The sequence below is a fragment of the Serratia entomophila genome, from assembly GCF_021462285.1.
GTDB classification, from domain to species: Bacteria; Pseudomonadota; Gammaproteobacteria; order Enterobacterales; family Enterobacteriaceae; genus Serratia; species Serratia entomophila.
On record NZ_CP082787.1, the window covers coordinates 4465276 to 4484769 of the forward strand.

Sequence of the window (19494 nt, forward strand, 5' to 3'; positions counted from 1 at the left end):
AAATCATGCAGAAAGGCGCTGGGATCAATCATTGTCGAAAAAGCGGGGTTTGTCACATAGGGAAATCAGATGGGATCGCCCCCGGGCCGGAGGCGATCGCGCTTACTGCGCCTGTGGCGCTTCCATATACATCAGTTCCCAGATATGGCCGTCCAGATCCTGAAAACCGTGGCCGTACATAACGCCGTAGTCCTGCGGCTGATTGTAGGTATTGCCGCCGGCGGCGATCGCCTTGCGCACCATGTCATCCACCGCCGCCCGGCTGGGCTGCGACAGGCAAAGCAATACCTCGGTGGCCTTTCTGGCGTCGCCGATCGGATTGGGGGTGAACATCCTGAACTTGGCGTGGGTCAGCAGCATCACGTAGATGCTGTCGCTGACTACCATGCAGGCGGCGGTATCGTCGGTAAACTGTGCGTTGAAACTAAAGCCCAACCGGGTGAAAAACGTCTTGGATGCAGGCAGATCGTCAACCGGCAGGTTAACAAAAATTTGCGTAGCCATGGGCTACCTCCGATGAAGAGTGACCTCATCGAGTATAGCCCATCCTCTAGCTCAGCAGCTCGTAGGGGCCGCCCTGCTCCAGCGCACGCTGATAGGCCGGGCGAGCGTGAATGCGCTGCAGGTAGCCGCGCAGCTTCGGGCAATCGTCCAGCGCGCCGCGCGCCGCCATCGCCTCCAGCGGGAAGCTCATCTGGATATCCGCCGCGCTGAATTCGTTGCCGACAAACCAGGTGCCCTTGTTCAGGTGCTGTTCAAGATATTCCGCGTGCGTCGCTATCTGTTTGTCGAGGTGCTCGCGCTGCACGCCCTTGCCGATCGCGCCAGCCACCGGCCGCAGCAGCCAGGGGATCGGCGGCTGGCCCAGCCGGCTGAACACCAGCTTCATCACCAGCAGCGGCATCAACGAACCCTCGGCATAGTGCAGCCAGTAACGGTACTGCTGGCGGGCATGGTAGTCGGTGGGCATAAACAGCCCCTGCGCGTCGTAGGCCTCCTGCAGGTATTCGATGATGGCGCCGGACTCCGCCAACGTCAGATCGCCGTCGACAATCACCGGCGATTTGCCCAGCGGATGGATGTTTTTCAGCGCCGGCGGCGCCAGCATGGTCTGCGGATCGCGCTGGTAACGCTGCACCTGATAGGGCGCGCCCAGCTCCTCCAAAAACCACAGGATGCGCTGCGAGCGCGAGTTATTCAGATGATGAACGGTGATCATGAAGCGGCCCCTATCCGTTGCCACACCAGCTCGCCGATCTGCACGCCGTTGCCGATTTGCAGCGGCACGGTGCGCAGCATAAGCCGGTCGCCGATGAAACTGTAGAAGCGCACCTGCCGGCTGCCGATCCAGTTGGGGAACGAACTGCCTTCAACCTGGTGCACCACCCGCTGGTCGCTCTCATCCACCTGATAGCGGCCAAAGTAACAAATCATATTGATAAAGGCGGCGTGGATCTCCCGTTCGGTGCCCTGCGCCAGATCGTCGGCGGCAAAGCGCGGGCGGGTGGCGCCGTAGAGCTGCGCCGCCATGGTGCCGTTGGCTTCGTAACTGATGCGGCCCACCACCTGCTCGCCCAGCGGGTAATTTATCTTGCCGTCTTCACCTTTAAACACGGAAGACACCAGCGACCAGCTGCCGATAAACGCGTTGACTGACATGCTGCTTGCTCCTGTAAGGACCCTCCTTACAGGGTAGTGGCGATTTTTGCAGCACGCCAGCCGGGCTGACGCCGCTCAAAAATAAATCAATTTATTTGACAGAGATACTCAAAACTCTCCGATTTTCTCTCTGCATGCGGCGGTCTATTATTTAACACATCGAGAGATAACGGCCTCTCATCTGACAAATACCCTGAGGATTGAATCATGAAAAACGTCAAAATTTTTGCTACCGCTCTGCTGCTGACCACCGCTTCTTTCGCCAGCGTCGCCGCTGACCTGCCAAGCAGCCAGCCTGCCGCCAACGCCCAGAAAATCGGCGTAGTTTCCGTCAGCGGCGCCGACAACCTGAGCGCGCTGGAAAATGAACTGGCCAGCAAAGCCGCTGCTTCCGGTGCCAGCGCTTACCGCATCGTCGCCGCCGGCGGCCAGAACAAACTGTACGGCACCGCAGAAATCTTCAACTGATCGTCAGACAGCCAGCTGACGGAAGAAAGAAGCCCCGCATAGGGGCTTTTCTCGTTTTAGCGGGCGTCAAAGCGCGCCGCCAGCTTCTGCAGGCGAAACTGTTCGGTAATGTGATCGACGAACACCCGGGTTTTGGTCGGCAGGAATTTGGTGGTGGGAAAATAGAGGTACACGCTGCCGCGATCGACATACCAGCCGTGCAACACCCGCACCAGCCGGCCGCTTTCCAGATAGGGCAAGGCGTTCGGTATGCCGATCAGCGCGATGCCCAGCCCCATTTCCGCCGCCCGCGCCGCCGCATCCGGTTCGTTCACCGTCATCTTTATCGCCATCGCCGGCGCCCGCTGTTCGTTTTCCGCATTGCGCAGCGGCAAGTTGCGAATGCGCCCGGTTTGTGGCGAACGGATGAAAATGCCCGCATGCTGCGCCAGCTGTTCCGGCTGCCGCAGCGGCGGCAGGGTGCGCAGATACTCCGCCGAGGCCACCAGCACCCCGTGCGCCGGCGCCAGCTCCCGCGCGATCATGCCCTGGGCCAGCTCGATGCCGCCGCCGATCGCGGCGTCGAAGTGATCGCCAATCAAATCCACCTGGCGATTGTCGAAATGCCAGTCGGGAACGATCGCCGGATAGCGCGCCAAAAAGTCCGGCAGCATCGGCAACACAAAATGCAGGCCGAAGGTGGTGCCCATACTGACCTTCAGCGTGCCGGCCGCCACGCCGCCGCCGCTGCTCAGCCCTTTCAATGCGCACTGGATCGACAGCAGACCGCCGCTTACCTCCAGCAGGAAACGCTCCCCTTCCTCGGTAAGGATCAGCTTGCGGGTATTGCGCTGAAACAGCCGCACGCCAACCAGCGTCTCCAGCCTGGTGACGTTTTTGCCCACCGCCGCCGGGCTGATGCCCAGCTTGCGGCCCGCGGCGGAAAAGCTGCCGTTTTCCGCGCTGCTGACGAAACATTCCAGATGGCCCAGCATGGTCTCTCCTGTCGATTTAAAACCTTTGGTTTAAGCTGATTATAGCCATTTACGGCTAGTGGCCTGCATGCATTTCTCCGATACTGGTCCGGTAGATTTTTTAACCTCATACATTCTGGAGAAACATCATGTCAGCAACACATCCTCTGCAGGGCAAAGTCGCATTCGTTCAGGGCGGCTCACGCGGCATCGGCGCCGCCATCGTCAAACGGCTGGCGCGCGAAGGCGCCGCGGTCGCCTTTACCTACGCCGCCTCCGCCGAACGGGCCGACGCTGTGGCGAACGAAATCACCGCCGCCGGCGGCAAAGCACTCGCCATCAGGGCCGACAGCACCGATGCGGCGGCGGTGCAGCAGGCGGTGCGCCAGGCGGCGGGCAGCTTCGGCAAATTGGACATTCTGGTGAATAACGCCGGGGTGTTCACGCTGGGCAGCACCGAGGAATTGCCGCTGGCGGATCTGGATCGCATGCTGGCGGTTAACGTGCGCAGCGTGTTCATCGCCAGCCAGGAAGCGGCGCGCCACATGAACGACGGCGGCCGCATCATCCACATCGGCAGCACCAACGCCGAGCGCGTGCCCTTTGGCGGCGCGGCGGTATATGCGATGAGCAAGTCGGCGCTGGTCGGCCTGACCAAGGGCATGGCGCGCGATCTCGGCCCGCGCGGCATCACCGTCAACAACGTGCAGCCTGGCCCGGTGGATACCGAGATGAACCCGGACGAGGGTGATTTTGCCGAACAGTTGAAACAGCTGATGGCCATCGGCCGCTACGGTAAAGACGAGGAAATCGCCGGCTTCGTCGCCTACCTGGCGGGACCGCAGGCGGGCTACATCACCGGCGCCAGCCTGAGCATCGACGGCGGCTTCTCGGCGTAACCGGCCCGCAAACCGGCATAAAAAAACCCCGCCAGAGCGGGGTTTTTTTGCGATATTTTCCAGGCGAACCTTAGAAAGGAATATCGTCGTCGAAGTCCATCGGCGGTTCGTTGCTGCTGGCCGCCGGTGCGCTGTTCTGCGCTGGACGAGCCTGCTGGCCGCCGCTGAACTGGTTGCCGCCCTGCGGCTGCTGAGGCTGGCCCCAACCGCCCTGGCCGCCGGAAGCCTGGCCGCCGCCGGCAGGTGCGCCGCCGCCCTGGCGGCCGCCCAGCATCTGCATGGTGCCGCCAACGTTAACCACCACTTCGGTGGTGTATTTTTCTACGCCGGCCTGATCGGTCCATTTGCGGGTCTGCAGGGAACCCTCGATGTACACCTGGGAACCTTTACGCAGGTATTCACCCGCCACTTCGGCCAGCTTGCCGAACAGCACCACGCGGTGCCACTCGGTTTTTTCTTTCTGCTCGCCGGTCGCCTTGTCACGCCAGCTTTCGGAGGTCGCCAGGGTAATGTTGGCCACTGCGCCGCCGTTCGGCATGTAACGGACTTCCGGGTCCTGGCCCAGATTCCCGACCAGAATTACTTTGTTTACGCCTCTGCTGGCCATGAGCACTCTCCCGATGATTGATTTTTACACAGTATAAACGAGTAAGTTTAACACGCTGAGTCCGAAACCACACCCGTGTTGATTAGTGCGTATTGTATTCCAGAATTGTCCTTTCGATCGACCTTGTTGCATTCATATACTGGATATTCATTCAGGTTTTTTTGTGTCATAATTATGCGTTTCGACCTGGCTGTGCCGGTTTTTTGCGCGTTCGGTCACAAAATCGCCCGCAAAAATCCCCTGACAGGCACGGTGTATCATCAAGACGGGAAGTGTAAATGGACAATATCGAAGTTCGTGGTGCTCGAACCCATAATCTCAAAAACATCAACCTGATTATCCCGCGCGACAAGCTGATCGTCGTCACCGGTTTGTCCGGTTCAGGCAAGTCCTCGCTGGCTTTTGATACCCTGTATGCCGAAGGGCAACGCCGCTACGTCGAGTCGCTCTCCGCCTATGCACGCCAGTTTCTTTCGCTGATGGAAAAACCGGACGTCGACCATATTGAAGGTCTGTCGCCGGCGATCTCCATCGAGCAGAAATCCACCTCGCATAACCCGCGATCCACGGTCGGCACCATCACCGAGATCCACGATTACCTGCGCCTGCTGTTCGCCCGCGTCGGCGAGCCGCGCTGCCCGGATCACCACGTGCCGCTGGCGGCGCAGACCGTCAGCCAGATGGTCGACAACGTGCTCAGCCAGCCGGAAGGCAAGCGCCTGATGCTGCTGGCGCCGGTGGTGAAAGACCGCAAGGGCGAGCACACCAAAACGCTGGAAAACCTGGCCACCCAGGGTTACATCCGCGCGCGCATCGACGGCGAAGTGTGTGACCTGTCCGATCCGCCGAAGCTGGAGCTGCAGAAGAAGCACACCATCGAAGTGGTGGTCGACCGCTTCAAGGTGCGCGAAGACATGGCGCAGCGCCTGGCGGAATCCTTCGAGACCGCGCTGGAGCTGTCCGGCGGCACCGCCGTAGTGGCCGATATGGACGACGAAAAGGCCGATGAGCTGCTGTTCTCCGCCAACTTCGCCTGCCCGATCTGCGGCTACAGCATGCGTGAACTCGAACCGCGCCTGTTCTCGTTCAACAACCCGGCTGGCGCCTGCCCAACCTGTGACGGCCTGGGCGTGCAGCAGTTCTTCGATCCGGAGCGCGTGGTGCAGAACCCCGAGCTGTCGCTGGCCGGCGGCGCGATCCGCGGCTGGGATCGCCGCAACTTCTATTATTTCCAGATGCTGCGTTCGCTGGCGGAGCACTACGAGTTCGACGTCGAAGCGCCGTTCAACAGCCTGAGCGCCAACGTGCAGAAAGCGGTGCTGAGCGGCTCCGGCAAAGAATCGATCGAATTCAAATACATCAACGATCGCGGCGACACCACCGTGCGCCGCCATCCGTTCGAAGGCGTGCTGCACAACATGGAGCGCCGCTACAAGGAAACCGAGTCCAGCGCAGTGCGCGAAGAGCTGGCCAAGTTCATCAGCAACCGCCCTTGCGCCTCGTGTCACGGCACCCGCCTGCGTGAAGAAGCGCGCAACGTGTTCGTCGAAGACACTACGCTGCCGGAAATCTCCGATCTGAGCATCGGCCATGCGATGAGCTTCTTCCAGAACATGAAGCTCAGCGGCCAGCGCGCCAAAATTGCCGAAAAAGTGCTGAAAGAGATTGGCGATCGCCTGAAGTTCCTGGTGAACGTCGGCCTGAACTATCTGTCGCTGTCGCGTTCGGCGGAAACCCTGTCCGGCGGCGAAGCGCAGCGCATCCGTCTGGCCAGCCAGATCGGCGCCGGCCTGGTGGGCGTGATGTACGTGCTGGATGAGCCGTCGATCGGCCTGCACCAGCGCGACAACGAGCGCCTGCTGGAAACCCTGATCCACCTGCGCAACCTGGGCAACACGGTGATCGTGGTGGAACATGACGAAGACGCCATTCGCGCCGCCGACCACGTGATCGACATCGGCCCCGGCGCCGGCGTGCACGGCGGCCAGGTGGTGGCGGAAGGCACGGTGGCAGACATCATGGCGCAGCCGGACTCGCTGACCGGCCAGTTCCTCAGCGGCAAACGCGAAATCGCCATTCCCGAGCAGCGGGTGCCGGCCGATCCGAACAAGGTGCTGAAGCTGAGCGGCGCGCGCGGCAACAACCTGAAAGACGTGACGCTGACGCTGCCGGTCGGCCTGTTTACCTGCATCACCGGGGTATCCGGCTCCGGCAAGTCGACGCTGATCAACGATACGCTGTTCCCGATCGCCCAGCGCCAGCTCAACGGCGCCACCATCGCCGAGCCGGCGCCGTTCCGCGAAGTGACCGGCCTGGAGCACTTCGACAAGGTGATCGACATCGATCAAAGCCCGATCGGCCGCACCCCGCGCTCCAACCCGGCCACCTATACCGGCATCTTCACCCCGGTGCGCGAGCTGTTCGCCGGCGTGCCGGAATCGCGCAGCCGCGGCTACAACCCGGGCCGCTTCAGCTTCAACGTCAAGGGCGGCCGCTGCGAAGCCTGCCAGGGCGACGGGGTGATCAAGGTAGAGATGCACTTCCTGCCGGACATCTACGTGCCGTGCGACCAGTGCAAGGGCAAGCGCTATAACCGCGAAACGCTGGAAGTGAAATACAAAGGCAAGAGCATCCACGAAGTGCTGGAGATGACCATCGAAGAGGCGCGCGACTTCTTCGATGCGGTGCCGGCGCTGGCACGCAAGCTGCAAACCCTGATGGACGTCGGCCTGTCGTATATCCGTCTCGGCCAGTCGGCCACCACGCTGTCCGGCGGCGAGGCGCAGCGCGTCAAGCTGGCGCGCGAGCTGTCAAAACGCGGCACCGGCCAGACGCTGTACATCCTCGACGAGCCGACCACCGGTCTGCACTTCGCCGATATCCAGCAGCTGCTGGCGGTGCTGCACCAGCTGCGCGACCAGGGCAACACCATCGTGGTGATTGAGCACAACCTCGACGTGATCAAGACCGCGGACTGGATTGTCGACCTGGGGCCGGAAGGCGGCAGCGGCGGCGGTGAGATCCTGGTTTCCGGCACGCCGGAAACCGTGGCCGACTGCGAAGCTTCGCATACCGCACGCTTCCTCAAGCCGCTGCTGAACAAGTAACCTCCCTGCTCTGCGGGCCGTCCCTCTGACGGCCCGCGCTTTCACCCGTTTCGCTTGCATTGAACAGAAACAGGCAAGATTTCGACATTTTCAGGCATTTCCCTCCTCGCTCGCTCCTTTTATCATCAATGTTCCCTCGGCGGCCACCTGCATCATTCAGGCCGCGTCTCACCGGCGCCCTGCTGCCGGCAATGACTTATCCCCCATCCACAGATGACTGGAGTGACCATGAACATTACGCATGCCTATGCCGCGCATGACGCGAAGTCAGCGCTGGTGCCTTTCGATTATCAGCCGCGCGCCCTGCGCGACCACGACGTGCAAATCAAGGTGCTGTTCTGCGGCGTCTGCCACTCGGATCTGCACCAGGCCCGCAACGAATGGAGCAACACCCTTTACCCGGTGGTGCCGGGCCACGAGATCGTCGGCCGCGTCAGCGCCGTCGGCAGCCACGTCTCGGCTTATCAGGTCGGCGATTTGGTCGGCGTGGGCTGCATGGTGGACTCGTGCCGCAGCTGCCCAAGCTGCGAGGAAGGGCTGGAACAATACTGCGAGAACGGCTTTACCGGCACCTATAACGGCCAGGATCGCCAGACCGGCGCCGTCACCTACGGCGGCTACTCCACCGATATGGTGGTGGATCAGGACTTCGTGCTGCGGGTGCCGGCCAATCTCGATCCGGCCGGCGTAGCGCCGCTGTTGTGCGCCGGCATCACCACCTATTCGCCGCTGCGCCAGTGGGGCGCCGGCCCGGGGAAAAAGGTCGGCATCGTCGGCCTGGGCGGGCTGGGGCATATGGGGGTTAAACTGGCGCGGGCGATGGGCGCGCACGTGGTGCTGTTCACCACCTCGCCGTCGAAAATCGAAGACGCCAAACGGCTCGGCGCCCATGAGGTGGTGATTTCCCGCAACCCGGAAGAGATGGCGCAGCACGCCAACAGTTTCGACTTCATCCTCAATACGGTGGCGGCCCAGCACGATCTCAATCCGTTCCTCAACCTGCTGCGCCGCGACGGCACCCTGACGCTGGTCGGCGCGCCGGAGCACGACCATCCGTCACCGCAGGTGTTCAACCTGATCATGAAGCGCCGCCGCATCGCCGGTTCGCTGATCGGCGGCATTGCGGAAACCCAGGAGATGCTGGACTTCTGCGGCCAACACGGCATCACTTCGGATATCGAGCTGATCCCGATGCAGCAGATCAACGAAGCCTATGAACGCATGCTGAAAAGCGACGTAAAGTACCGCTTCGTGGTGGATATCGATTCACTGCGGGCCTGACGCTAACGGGCGCCCACTGCGGCGCCCGTTTTTTTACAGCTGCCTGATGACGCGCGCCGGGTTGCCGCCCACCACGCAATTGGCCGGCACGTCTTTGGTCACCACCGCGCCGGACGCCACCACCACGTTATCCCCCAGCGTCACCCCAGGGTTGATCACCGCCCGGCCGCCGATCCACACGTTATCGCCTATCCTTACCGGCTTGCCGAACTCCGCCCCGCCGACGCGGGTCTCGGCGTCCAGCGGATGGGTGGCGGTGTATATATGCACCCCCGGCGCCAGCAGGCAGTTATCGCCGATATGCACTTCGCACACGTCGAGGATCACGCAGTCGAAATTGGCGTAGAAGTTCTTGCCCAGATAAATGTTGTAGCCGTAGTCGCAGCGGAAGGTCGGTTCGATAGTGCCGCCCTGGTAGCGCCCCAGCAGCTCGCCCAGCCACGCTTTGCGCTGCTCGCCCTCTTCCGGCGACGAGTGGTTGTAATGATGCACCAGCTGGCGCGCCCGCTTGCGTTCGCTGCGCAGCAGCGCATCCCCGGCGTCATACAGCTCGCCGGCAATCATCCTGCGTTTTTCTTCGCTCATGCTCATTCGCGGCATCCTTTTTTCAGGCCGATTATCTGTGCATCAGCCTAACTTTTTCGGTGAGCCAATAAAACGGGAACGTTCCCAATACGCATCAGCGATCACAGTTTCAGCGGCAAACAGAGGAAATGAGATCAGGTGCGCAGCTCCTGGCGCACATGTTCGGGCAGCCCTTCCAGCACCAGCTGGTAGGAGCTGTCGATCAGGGTGTAAAACTGCGAGTTAGGCAGATTGCCGTCGAGAAACACCGTATTCCAGTGCGCCTTGTTCAGGCCGTCGCAGGCGACGATTTCCGGATGGTGCTCGCGCAGGCTTTCCGCCAGTTCCGGGCTGGATTTTACCGCCAGCGCCGGCCGGCCCTGCACTTCGCACACCATGGCGAACATGACGTCGCCGACCTTGATCTGGCTGGCCTGCCATTGGTTCTGGTCGCTCTGTTCCGCGCCCGGCTTCGCCATGCAGTACTCCAGCAATGCGGTGTTATTCATTGGCTTACTCCCCCTGTAACGTGGCCACAATACGGCGTGATCCGCCGTGGATGCGGTGCTCCCCCAGCCAAATGCCCTGCCATGTGCCCAGCATCAACCGCCCATGGCTGACCGGCAGCGTCAGGGACGTGCCCAGCAACGAGGATTTGATGTGCGCCGGCATGTCGTCCGGCCCTTCGTAGTCATGCTGATAGGGTGCGTTTTCCGGCACCTGACGCAGGAAATGCTGCTCCATATCGGCTCGCACCCTGGGATCGCAGTTCTCGTTGAGCGTCAGCGAGGCCGAGGTATGCTGCAACAACAGATGCAGCAGGCCGGTTTGCAGGCGGTGTAAGTGGGTTAACTGGTCGACTATCTCTTCGGTAACCAGATGAAAACCACGCGCTTTAGCGCTGAGGATAAGCGTTTGCTGATGCCACATGAGTGAGCGCCCCTCAATCAGTATATTCTCTATCCGATTTGCGGCAACTGCGGCGGCAAACCGACAACAAAAAAGGAGCGATATCGCTATCGCTCCTTTGCGAACTTCAGTTAACCCTAACAGGCTTTACTGCACGGCGGCAAATGCCTCGGCTACCTGATGCACGTTGTTGTGGTTCAGGCCGGCCACGCACATGCGGCCGCTGTGGATCAGGTAAACGCCAAACTCTTCGCGCAGGCGGTCAACCTGCGCCGCGCTGAAGCCGGTGTAGCTGAACATGCCGCGCTGTTCCAGCAGGTAGTCGAAGTTGCGCTGCGGCAGCGCGCTTTTCAGCGCCTCAACCAGCGTTTTGCGCATCTCGAGGATGCGGGTGCGCATATTCTCCACTTCGTCCAGCCATTGGGCTTTCAGCTGCGCGTCGTTCAGCACCTTGGCCACCACCTGCGCACCGAAGTTCGGCGGGCTGGAGTAGTTGCGGCGCACGGTCGCCTTCAGCTGGCCCAGCACGCGCCCGGCCGCCTCTTCGCTCTCGCACACCACCGACAGGCCGCCGACGCGTTCGCCGTACAGCGAGAAGATTTTCGAGAACGAGTTGCTCACCAGGCACGGCAGCCCCGCCGCGGCGATTGCGCGGATGGCGTAGGCATCTTGCTCCATGCCGCCGCCAAAGCCCTGGTAGGCGATGTCGAGGAACGGGATCAGCTCGCGATCGGCAATCACTTTGACCACCTTATCCCACTGGGCGGGGGTCAGGTCCGAACCGGTCGGGTTGTGGCAGCACGGATGCAGCAGCGCGATGCTGTGCTTCGGCAGCTGCTGCAGCGCGCTCAGCATGGCGTCGAACTTCACGCCCAGGCTTTCGGCGTCAAAATACGGATAGGTATTCACCTTGAAACCGGCGCCGCCAAAGATGGCGACGTGGTTTTCCCAGGTGGGATCGCTGACCCACACCTGCGAATCCGGGAAATAGCTTTTCAGGAAGTCAGCGCCCACTTTCAGCGCGCCGGAACCGCCGACGGTCTGGATGGTCGCGATGCGCCCCTGCTGCAGCATCGGGTGCTGCGCGCCGAACAGCAACTGCTGGATCGCGGTGCGATAAGGCTGCAGCCCTTCCATCGGCAGGTAAACCGAGGCGCCATGCTCGACGCTGTTCAACTGCGCTTCCGCCGCAGCGACCGCCTGCATCTGCGGGATGATGCCCTGCTCGTTGTAGTACAGGCCGATACTCAGGTTCACCTTGTGCGCGCGCGGGTCTTTTTTGAATTTTTCCATCAGCGACAGAATAGGATCGCCGGCGTAGGCGTCAACGTTCTGGAACACGGGGTTATTCTCCTGGATTATTGTGGTTTGGGCACAGCGTTACGTTCCTAATATAGACGCAAAACCGCCTGCGGTTTTAGCTTTATCTCGCAACCGGCAATAATCCATTTTCTTTGATCCGGTTAAGCACCACCGCCGTTTTGACGTGCGCCACGCTTTTATGCTGCAACAGCGTCTGGCTGATAAAGTCGCTCAGCGCCGGCAGGTCCGCCACCGCCACCTTCAGCAGATAGTCGGCGTCGCCGGTGGTTTTATAGGCGTCGAGGATGGCGTCCGCCTCTGCCAGCATCTGATGGAAACTGCCGATCTGCTCCTGAGCGTGGCTAATCAGGCTGACCTCGATCAGCCCCACCAGCCCCAGACCAACGGCCTCCGGCGCCAGCCGCGCGTGATAACCGCGGATCAGCTGCGCCTGCTCCAGGCTGATGCGCCGCCGCGAACATTGGGAAGCGGACAATCCCACCAGCTCGCTCAGCTCCTGATTGGTCAGGCGACCGTTGGCCTGTAACAGCGTCAGGATTTTCATATCAAAATCGTCAATGTTGTACATAGCCACCTGTAAACTGTGTTAATAAATGTTGACGTTACAGCCTATCAGCTTTTTTGCCTTTGCCGACAACGGCCCACGGCGGTTATGAAGTGCGCAGCAGCAACGCCGGGCATTTTCGCCGGTTAACGGCATAAAAAACGGGTAACTCATGCAAGCAAACAACAATTAACGGCTAAGTAACGCATAAAACCACGAATGTATAAAAAGGAATATTGATGAAAAAGTTACTCCCTCTGGCCCTGCTGGCCGTCGCCGGGGGCGCCGGCGCCCAATCGCATCTGGACAAGGTGCTGCAGCAAAACACGCTGGAGGTGTGCACCACCGGCGACTACAAGCCTTATACCTTTCAGAAAGAAGACGGCAGCTATGAAGGCATCGACATCGATATGGCCGAGTCGCTGGCCAAAAGCCTGGGCGCCAAGGTGAAATGGGTGAAAACCAGCTGGAAAACCCTGACGCCGAACTTCGTCTCCGGCAAGTGCGACATCGCCATGGGCGGCATCTCGGTGACGCTGGAGCGGCAAAAGCAGGTATTCTTCGCCGACAAGCTGGATACCGACGGCAAGATCCCGCTGGTGCGCTGCACCGACGTGAAGAAATACCGCACCATCGAGCAGATCAACAAGCCGTCGGTGCGCCTGCTGGAACCGGCGGGCGGCACCAATGAAGCCTTCGTGCACGCTTACCTGCCGAAGGCCAAACTGACGCTGACCCACGATAACGTCGGCATTTTCCAGCAGCTGGTGGACCGCAAGGCGGACGTGATGATCACCGACGCCTCCGAGGCGCTGTATCAGCAGAAGCGCTATCCGAAGCTGTGCGCGGTCAACCCTAAAAAGCCGATGCAATACGGCGAGAAGGCCTACATGCTGCCACGCGACGATTTAAGTTGGAAACTCTATGTGGATCAATGGCTGCACCTGGCCAAGGCGACCGGCGAGTACCAGAAGATTATCGATAACTGGCTGGCGGCGAAGAAGTAACGCCGTGATTAACGGGGCCGGTGCGAACCGGCCCCGGCGGCGGCTCAATCGCCGATGTATTCCATCGCCACGCGCTGCGTCAGTTTGGTGATCAGTTCATAGGCGCTGATGCCGGTGCAGGCGGCGATGCGTTCAACCGGCAGTTCCCTGCCCCACAGCACCGCTTCATCGCCGACCTTGTCGCCGGCGTCCGGCCCGAGATCGACCGAAATCATGTCCATCGACACCCGCCCGACAATCGGCACTTCGCGCCCGTTCAGCCACACCGGCGTGCCGGTTGGCGCGCTGCGCGGATAGCCGTCGCCGTAGCCCATCGCCACCACCCCCAACCGGGTGTCGCGCGGGCTCACCCAGGTGCCGCCGTAACCGACCGACTCGCCGGCCTGGTGTTCGCGCACCGCGATCAGGCTGGACTTCAGCGTCATCGCCGGCTGCAGCTGGTGCTGGCTGCCGTTGGCGTTATCCAGCGGCGAAACGCCGTACAGGATAATGCCCGGGCGCACCCACTCGTTATGCGCGTCCGGCCACAGCAGGGTGCCGCCGGAAGCGGCGATCGAACGCTGTCCCGGTTTGCCGCGGGCAAACCGTTCAAAGCAGGCGATCTGCTTCAGGGTGGTATCGGACTCCGGTTCGTCGGCGCGGCTGAAGTGGCTCATGATATTGACCGGCTGCGCCACGTTGCGGCAGGCGCACAGCCGCTGGTAGAAGGCTTCGGCCTGCTCCGGGCGCACGCCCAGGCGATGCATGCCGGTATCCAGCTTCATCCACACCGGCACCGGCCGCGCCAGCTCGGCCTGCTCCAGCGCTTCGAGCTGTTCGATGCAGTGCACCGCGGTGTCGATGTTGTTCGCCACCAATATCGGCAGGTCTTCGGCGGAGAAAAAACCTTCCAGCAGCAGGATGGGTTTGACGATGCCGCCGGAGCGCAGCATCAGCGCTTCGCCGATGCGCGCCACGCCGTAGCAGTCGGCGTCTTGCAGGGTATGGGCTGTTTCCAGCAGGCCGTGTCCATAAGCGTTTGCTTTCACAACGGCAATCAGGCGGCTTTGCGGCGCCTGGCGGCGCACCTGTTGCAGATTATGTCGCAGAGCGCGGCGGTCGATTACAGCGGTTGCCGCTTTCATTTCAGTTCCTTAAGGGATTATTCGTCATCGTATTGCGGCCCCGCGTAGTTGTCGAAGCGCGACCACTGGCCGTTAAAGGTAAGGCGCACGGTGCCGATCGGGCCGTTACGCTGCTTACCCAAAATAATTTCAGCGATGCCTTTCAGATCGCTGTTCTCGTGATAAACCTCATCACGGTAGATAAACATAATCAGGTCGGCGTCCTGCTCGATGGAGCCGGACTCACGCAGGTCGGAGTTGACCGGGCGTTTGTCGGCGCGCTGTTCCAGGCTTCGGTTCAGCTGCGACAGCGCCACCACCGGCACCTGCAGCTCTTTCGCCAGCGCTTTCAACGAGCGGGAAATTTCGGCTATCTCCAGCGTACGGTTGTCGGACAGGGCCGGCACGCGCATCAGCTGCAGGTAGTCGATCATGATCAGGCTGAGGCCATCGTGCTCGCGGAAAATGCGGCGCGCGCGGGAGCGCACTTCGGTTGGCGTCAGGCCGGAGGAATCGTCGATGTACATGTTGCGTTTCTCCAGCAGGATGCCCATGGTGCTGGAAATGCGCGCCCAGTCCTCGTCATCGAGCTGGCCGGTACGAATGCGCGTCTGGTCGACGCGCGACAGCGACGCCAGCATACGCATCATGATCTGGTTGCCGGGCATCTCGAGGCTGAAGATCAGCACCGGTTTTTCCTGCGTCATCGCGGCGTGTTCGCACAGGTTCATCGCGAAGGTGGTTTTACCCATCGACGGACGGGCGGCGACGATGATCAGGTCGGATTTTTGCAGGCCGGCGGTTTTTTTGTTGAGGTCCTGATAGCCGGTATCCACCCCGGTCACGCCGTCATGCGGCTGCTGATACAGCTGCTCGATGCGCGAGACGGTGTCTTCCAGGATGCGTTCGATACCCTTCGGGCCTTCGTCCTTGCTGGCGCGGTTTTCGGCAATCTGGAAAACCCGCGACTCCGCCAGATCGAGCAAGTCTTCGCTGCTGCGCCCCTGCGGATCGTAACCGGCGTCGGCGATCTCATTGGCCACCGAAATCATCTCGCGCACCACCGCGCGTTCGCGCACGATATCGGCATAGGCGCCGATGTTGGCGGCGCTCGGGGTGTTTTTCGACAGCTCGGCCAGATAGGCGAAGCCGCCGACCGAATCCAGCTCGCCCTTCTGTTCCAATGATTCAGACAGGGTGATCAGGTCGATTGGCTTGCTCATCTCCAGCAGCCGCTGCATCTCGGTAAAGATCAGGCGGTGCGGGCGGCTGAAGAAGTCGTTGGCGACCACGCGTTCCGCCACGTTATCCCAGCGTTCGTTGTCCAGCATCAAACCGCCCAACACCGACTGCTCGGCCTCCAGCGAATGCGGCGGCATCTTCAGCCCTTCCATCTGGCGATCTCGTGGCCGTTCTCTGGCTTCGTCAGCGTTTGTTCTGTTGGTTGGTTTTTTTCCTGCCATGAAGCGTATTCTTTATCCGGTTGCGAATGAAGGATCCTGACGCGAGAGTATACGTGATTTTTATTCGTGATTCTTGCGACATAACCGATGCAAAAAAGGTATTGAACCCGGCGCGGGCAAACTGGATCTCCGATACTAAAAAGAATAGGGTGAAATCAGACACCCCAACGAGGTAATGACATGGCAAAGCGCATTCAATTCTCCGCCACCGGTGGCCCAGAAGTGCTGCAATACGTTGATTTCACGCCGCTTGATCCGGCAGCGGGCGAGGTGCAGGTCGAGAATAAGGCGATCGGCATCAACTATATCGACACCTATGTGCGCAGCGGCCTGTATGCCCCCGCCAGCCTGCCGAGCGGGCTGGGCACCGAGGCCGCCGGCGTGGTGGTCAAGGTCGGCGCCGGCGTCAGCGCGGTAAAACCGGGTGACCGGGTGGTGTACGCGCAATCGGCGCTCGGTGCCTATAGCGAGATCCACAACGTGCCGGTAGAGAAAGTGGCGCTGCTGCCGCACAACCTGAGTTTTGAACAGGGCGCCGCCTCGTTCCTGAAAGGGCTGACGGTGCACTATCTGCTGCGCCAGACTCACGAAGTGCAGCCCGGTGAAGTGTTCCTGTTCCATGCCGCCGCCGGCGGCGTCGGGCTGATTGCCTGCCAGTGGGCCAAGGCGCTCGGCGCCCGGCTGATTGGCAGCGTCGGCTCGGACGAAAAGGCCGCGCTGGCCAAACAGGCCGGCGCCTGGGCGACCATTAATTATCACCAGGAAGATATCGCCCAGCGGGTGGCGGAGCTGACGCAGGGCGAAAAAGTGGGCGTGGTGTATGACTCGGTCGGGAAAAGCACCTGGCAGGCTTCGCTCAACAGCCTGAAGCGGCGCGGCCTGATGGTCAGCTTCGGCAACGCCTCCGGCCCGGTGACCGGCGTCGATCTGGCGCTGCTGAACCAGAAGGGCTCGCTGTACGTTACCCGCCCTTCCCTCAACGGTTACATCACCAACCGCGACGAGCTGCAGTACGCCAGCAATGAGCTGTTCTCACTGATCGGCAGCGGCGCCATCAAGGTGGAAGTGAAGGAACAGCAAAAATTCGCGCTGGCCGACGCGCAGCGCGCGCACCAGGTGCTGGAAAGCCGCGGCACCAGCGGCTCCAGCCTGCTGATCCCCTGATGAGCAACCAAAGAAAAGGGCTCCTTACGGAGCCCTTTCAGTTACTGCATTTTGTAGGGGTAGAGCAGAGTTCGCCAGAGACAGGGGGTTGCTTGAGCAACGCTAGTAGTGGATTGTCTCTCGCGGTGATGAAATTGGCCGCATCACTGCATCGGCAAGTATCCTAACAGCCGCCAAAAGCAAAAAACACGCTTTATGTGCCGCGTGCGCATTTAAAACGCCAGGCTGTGATCGCCGCCGCATTCGTCACGCAAACCAGCACGTGAATTTCATTGCGACTGTCTGATTATTCAACGAAAAATCAGTAACGTCTGATCTGCGGCTTCTGCATAGAACGGTAGATCCACACGCCCACCACCGCCAGAATCAGCCACGGCAGCAGCTTGAACACCACGGCGAACAGCCCGCCCAACAGCATAAAGGCCGCCGCCGCCAGCAGCGCTGCGAACACGCCCAGCAGCGAAATGCCGGTTACCAGCAGCATCGCCACAAAGCCAACGAGAAAGAAGAGTTCTAACATGATTGCTCCTTCGCAAAACAAGGTATCTGCAGAGGTATTACAAGAAGCGTGCCAGAACGGCGCGAGAGCTAACCGATTGAAATGTCGAGGCAGGCATGCCGCAGGGTGCAGCATGCCTGGTGAAAAAGACTAACTGTTAGTCAAATTATTTACCAATTACGCCATCTCGGTGCGCGGCAGGCGCACCAGATCCAGCGCCGCTTCCACTACCCGCACGTCGGCGCCCGGCTTGTGGGCGTTCTCGCTCAGGTGGCGACGCCACTGGCGCGCGCCCGGCACGCCCTGGAATAGGCCGAGAATATGGCGGGTGATATGGCCCAGGTAGGTGCCGTTGGACAGCTCGCGCTCGATGTACGGATACAGCGACTCGATAACCGCCACGCTGTCTTTGACTTCGGCTGACGCGCCGAACAATTCGCCGTCGACCCGCGCCAGAATGCCCGGATTCTGGTAGGCCTCGCGGCCCATCATTACGCCGTCCAGGTGCTGCAGGTGCTGCCGCGCCTCTTCCAGCGTTTTCACGCCGCCGTTGATGGCGATGGTCAGCGCCGGGAAGTCGCGCTTCAGCTGATAGACTCGCGGGTAGTCCAGCGGCGGCACTTCGCGGTTCTCTTTCGGGCTGAGGCCGGACAGCCAGGCCTTGCGCGCATGGATGGTGAACATGTCGCACTCGCCGCGGCCGGCGACGGTGGCAATGAAGTCGCACAGAAATTCGTAGCTGTCCTGCTCGTCGATGCCGATACGCGTCTTGACCGTGACCGGAATCGACACCACGTCGCGCATCGCCTTGATGCAGTCGGCGACCAGCGTCGCCTGGCCCATCAAGCAGGCGCCGAACATGCCGTTCTGCACCCGATCGGACGGGCAGCCGACGTTGAGGTTGATCTCGTCATAGCCGCGCTGCTCCGCCAGTTTGGCGCAGTGCGCCAGCGCCGCCGGATCGCTGCCGCCCAACTGCAGCGCCACCGGATGTTCTTCTTCGCTGTAGGCCAGGTAGTCGCCCTTGCCGTGGATAATCGCGCCGGTGGTCACCATCTCGGTGTACAGCAGCGTTTCCTTGGTCAGCAGGCGATGGAAGTAACGGCAATGACGATCGGTCCAGTCGAGCATCGGCGCGATGGAGAAACGATTGGCGGCGTAGGTTGGGGCGTGGTTGTCTTTCGTCATGCGGGTTACTGGCTACCTGAGTCTGTCTGGGTTCAACGAACGGCGTGCTGCCGCAAACGGCTATTATAACGACAATCGGCGCCGTTGGGCAAAGCGCCGTGCTGCCGAAGAAAAAAGAATAAAAAATGAATAAATTCGTCCGCCCGGGTGTTCTCTCGATATGGGCGCCTTTCGCGCCCCTTCCCACGAGGAAACAACCATGAACAGCTTCGTTAAACCTCTGCTGCTGCCGGTGTTCGCCGGCGCACTGTTATTTTCCGGCGCGGCCCTGGCGATGGGCGGCGACAGCAGCGGCCAAACCACGCCAACCTGCCCGAAAGGCCAGATATACGACAGCAAAACCAAGACCTGCATGGTGGACAAGAGCAGCATGATCGATGATAGCGACCGCGCCAACTACGCCTATGCGCTGGCAAAAAGCGGCCGCTATCAGGAGGCGCTCGACGTGCTCAATCAGCTGCGGGATCCCAACACCGCCGTTGCGCTGAATTACCGGGGATACGCCACCCGCAAGCTCGGCCGCACCGATGAAGGCATCGGCTATTATTTAAAATCAGTGGCGCTCGATCCCAAATATCCTAAGGTGCGCGAGTATCTGGGTGAGGCCTATATGGTAAAAGGCCGCCCGGACCTGGCCAAAGAGCAGCTGCAGGTGATTCGATCGCTGTGCGGCACCGGCTGCGAAGAATATCGCGACCTGGCTGCGGCCATCGATCATCACCCCGAATCCTGAGGCTGCACCGCCCGGAGGTGACT

At 60.9% G+C, this 19494-nt stretch carries 21 protein-coding genes; 7 read left to right on the forward strand and 14 right to left on the reverse strand.

Going from position 1 to position 19494, the window contains the following annotated elements; all coding sequences use genetic code 11:
- Positions 1–102: 102 nt before the first annotated feature.
- From KHA73_RS21445 to KHA73_RS21455, 3 genes are read right to left on the reverse strand one after another with little or no spacing between them, the layout of a single operon-like run.
- Positions 103–504, reverse strand: a complete 402-nt coding sequence (locus KHA73_RS21445; protein WP_234586563.1) for a VOC family protein — start codon at positions 502–504, stop codon at positions 103–105.
- 46 nt (positions 505–550) lie between these two features.
- Positions 551–1219 carry a glutathione S-transferase family protein gene (locus tag KHA73_RS21450; RefSeq protein WP_234586565.1) on the reverse strand — a complete coding sequence of 223 codons (669 nt, stop codon included), beginning with the start codon at positions 1217–1219 and terminating at the stop codon, positions 551–553.
- Complete coding sequence (locus tag KHA73_RS21455; protein ID WP_234586567.1) at positions 1216–1659, reverse strand: lipocalin-like domain-containing protein; 444 nt, start codon at positions 1657–1659, stop codon at positions 1216–1218. Before KHA73_RS21455 ends, KHA73_RS21450 begins: the two co-directional genes overlap by 4 nt.
- Before the next feature lie 207 nt (positions 1660–1866).
- On the opposite strand from KHA73_RS21455, the gene bhsA reads away from it, so the two are divergent.
- Positions 1867–2127 carry a multiple stress resistance protein BhsA gene (bhsA, locus tag KHA73_RS21460; protein ID WP_234586569.1) on the forward strand — a complete coding sequence of 87 codons (261 nt, stop codon included), beginning with the start codon at positions 1867–1869 and terminating at the stop codon, positions 2125–2127.
- A gap of 56 nt (positions 2128–2183) precedes the next feature.
- On the opposite strand, the gene KHA73_RS21465 is transcribed toward bhsA, so the two are convergent.
- Positions 2184–3101: a LysR family transcriptional regulator gene (locus tag KHA73_RS21465; RefSeq protein WP_234586570.1), complete on the reverse strand. Its 918-nt coding sequence runs from the start codon at positions 3099–3101 to the stop codon at positions 2184–2186.
- A 128-nt stretch (positions 3102–3229) separates the two neighbouring features.
- Here KHA73_RS21465 and KHA73_RS21470 point away from each other — a divergent pair, with 128 nt between their 5' ends.
- The gene (locus KHA73_RS21470; RefSeq protein ID WP_234586572.1) at positions 3230–3979 is read left to right on the forward strand and encodes a 3-oxoacyl-ACP reductase family protein; all 750 of its coding nucleotides are present in this window, start codon (positions 3230–3232) and stop codon (positions 3977–3979) included.
- Between the two features lie 70 nt (positions 3980–4049).
- Here the strand turns inward: KHA73_RS21470 and ssb1 are convergent, their stop codons facing one another.
- On the reverse strand, positions 4050–4586 hold the full coding sequence (ssb1, locus tag KHA73_RS21475; RefSeq protein ID WP_234586574.1) for a single-stranded DNA-binding protein SSB1: 537 nt from the start codon (positions 4584–4586) through the stop codon (positions 4050–4052).
- 278 nt (positions 4587–4864) lie between these two features.
- Between ssb1 and uvrA the strand changes: the two genes are divergently transcribed.
- Both uvrA and KHA73_RS21485 read left to right on the forward strand, forming a co-directional pair.
- Positions 4865–7693 carry an excinuclease ABC subunit UvrA gene (gene uvrA, locus KHA73_RS21480; protein ID WP_234586576.1) on the forward strand — a complete coding sequence of 943 codons (2829 nt, stop codon included), beginning with the start codon at positions 4865–4867 and terminating at the stop codon, positions 7691–7693.
- A gap of 228 nt (positions 7694–7921) precedes the next feature.
- Positions 7922–8974 carry an NAD(P)-dependent alcohol dehydrogenase gene (locus KHA73_RS21485; RefSeq protein WP_234586577.1) on the forward strand — a complete coding sequence of 351 codons (1053 nt, stop codon included), beginning with the start codon at positions 7922–7924 and terminating at the stop codon, positions 8972–8974.
- Between the two features lie 33 nt (positions 8975–9007).
- On the opposite strand, the gene maa is transcribed toward KHA73_RS21485, so the two are convergent.
- From maa to KHA73_RS21510, 5 genes are all read right to left on the reverse strand, one after another.
- Positions 9008–9565, reverse strand: coding sequence for a maltose O-acetyltransferase (maa, locus tag KHA73_RS21490; protein WP_272496161.1), 558 nt, complete (start codon positions 9563–9565; stop codon positions 9008–9010).
- 128 nt (positions 9566–9693) lie between these two features.
- Positions 9694–10047, reverse strand: coding sequence for an MmcQ/YjbR family DNA-binding protein (locus tag KHA73_RS21495; protein ID WP_234586579.1), 354 nt, complete (start codon positions 10045–10047; stop codon positions 9694–9696).
- A gap of 4 nt (positions 10048–10051) precedes the next feature.
- Positions 10052–10468 carry a secondary thiamine-phosphate synthase enzyme YjbQ gene (locus KHA73_RS21500; protein ID WP_234586581.1) on the reverse strand — a complete coding sequence of 139 codons (417 nt, stop codon included), beginning with the start codon at positions 10466–10468 and terminating at the stop codon, positions 10052–10054.
- Positions 10469–10594: 126 nt separating this feature from the next.
- Positions 10595–11788, reverse strand: coding sequence for an amino acid aminotransferase (locus tag KHA73_RS21505; protein WP_234586583.1), 1194 nt, complete (start codon positions 11786–11788; stop codon positions 10595–10597).
- 82 nt (positions 11789–11870) lie between these two features.
- Positions 11871–12338 carry an Lrp/AsnC family transcriptional regulator gene (locus tag KHA73_RS21510; RefSeq protein WP_234586584.1) on the reverse strand — a complete coding sequence of 156 codons (468 nt, stop codon included), beginning with the start codon at positions 12336–12338 and terminating at the stop codon, positions 11871–11873.
- A 215-nt stretch (positions 12339–12553) separates the two neighbouring features.
- Between KHA73_RS21510 and KHA73_RS21515 the strand changes: the two genes are divergently transcribed.
- The gene (locus tag KHA73_RS21515; RefSeq protein WP_234586586.1) at positions 12554–13321 is read left to right on the forward strand and encodes a transporter substrate-binding domain-containing protein; all 768 of its coding nucleotides are present in this window, start codon (positions 12554–12556) and stop codon (positions 13319–13321) included.
- A gap of 44 nt (positions 13322–13365) precedes the next feature.
- Here KHA73_RS21515 and alr read toward each other — a convergent pair whose 3' ends face one another.
- Positions 13366–14445, reverse strand: a complete 1080-nt coding sequence (gene alr, locus KHA73_RS21520; protein ID WP_234586588.1) for an alanine racemase — start codon at positions 14443–14445, stop codon at positions 13366–13368.
- Between the two features lie 17 nt (positions 14446–14462).
- Positions 14463–15887 carry a replicative DNA helicase gene (gene dnaB / locus KHA73_RS21525; RefSeq protein ID WP_061799178.1) on the reverse strand — a complete coding sequence of 475 codons (1425 nt, stop codon included), beginning with the start codon at positions 15885–15887 and terminating at the stop codon, positions 14463–14465.
- A gap of 180 nt (positions 15888–16067) precedes the next feature.
- On the opposite strand from dnaB, the gene KHA73_RS21530 reads away from it, so the two are divergent.
- The gene (locus KHA73_RS21530) at positions 16068–17051 is read left to right on the forward strand and encodes a quinone oxidoreductase (protein WP_234586590.1); all 984 of its coding nucleotides are present in this window, start codon (positions 16068–16070) and stop codon (positions 17049–17051) included.
- A gap of 301 nt (positions 17052–17352) precedes the next feature.
- Here KHA73_RS21530 and pspG read toward each other — a convergent pair whose 3' ends face one another.
- Complete coding sequence (pspG, locus tag KHA73_RS21535) at positions 17353–17571, reverse strand: envelope stress response protein PspG (RefSeq protein ID WP_234586591.1); 219 nt, start codon at positions 17569–17571, stop codon at positions 17353–17355.
- 156 nt (positions 17572–17727) lie between these two features.
- Positions 17728–18738, reverse strand: a complete 1011-nt coding sequence (gene dusA, locus KHA73_RS21540) for a tRNA dihydrouridine(20/20a) synthase DusA (RefSeq protein ID WP_234586593.1) — start codon at positions 18736–18738, stop codon at positions 17728–17730.
- 199 nt (positions 18739–18937) lie between these two features.
- Between dusA and KHA73_RS21545 the strand changes: the two genes are divergently transcribed.
- Positions 18938–19471, forward strand: coding sequence for a tetratricopeptide repeat protein (locus KHA73_RS21545; RefSeq protein WP_234586595.1), 534 nt, complete (start codon positions 18938–18940; stop codon positions 19469–19471).
- Positions 19472–19494 lie beyond the last annotated feature (23 nt).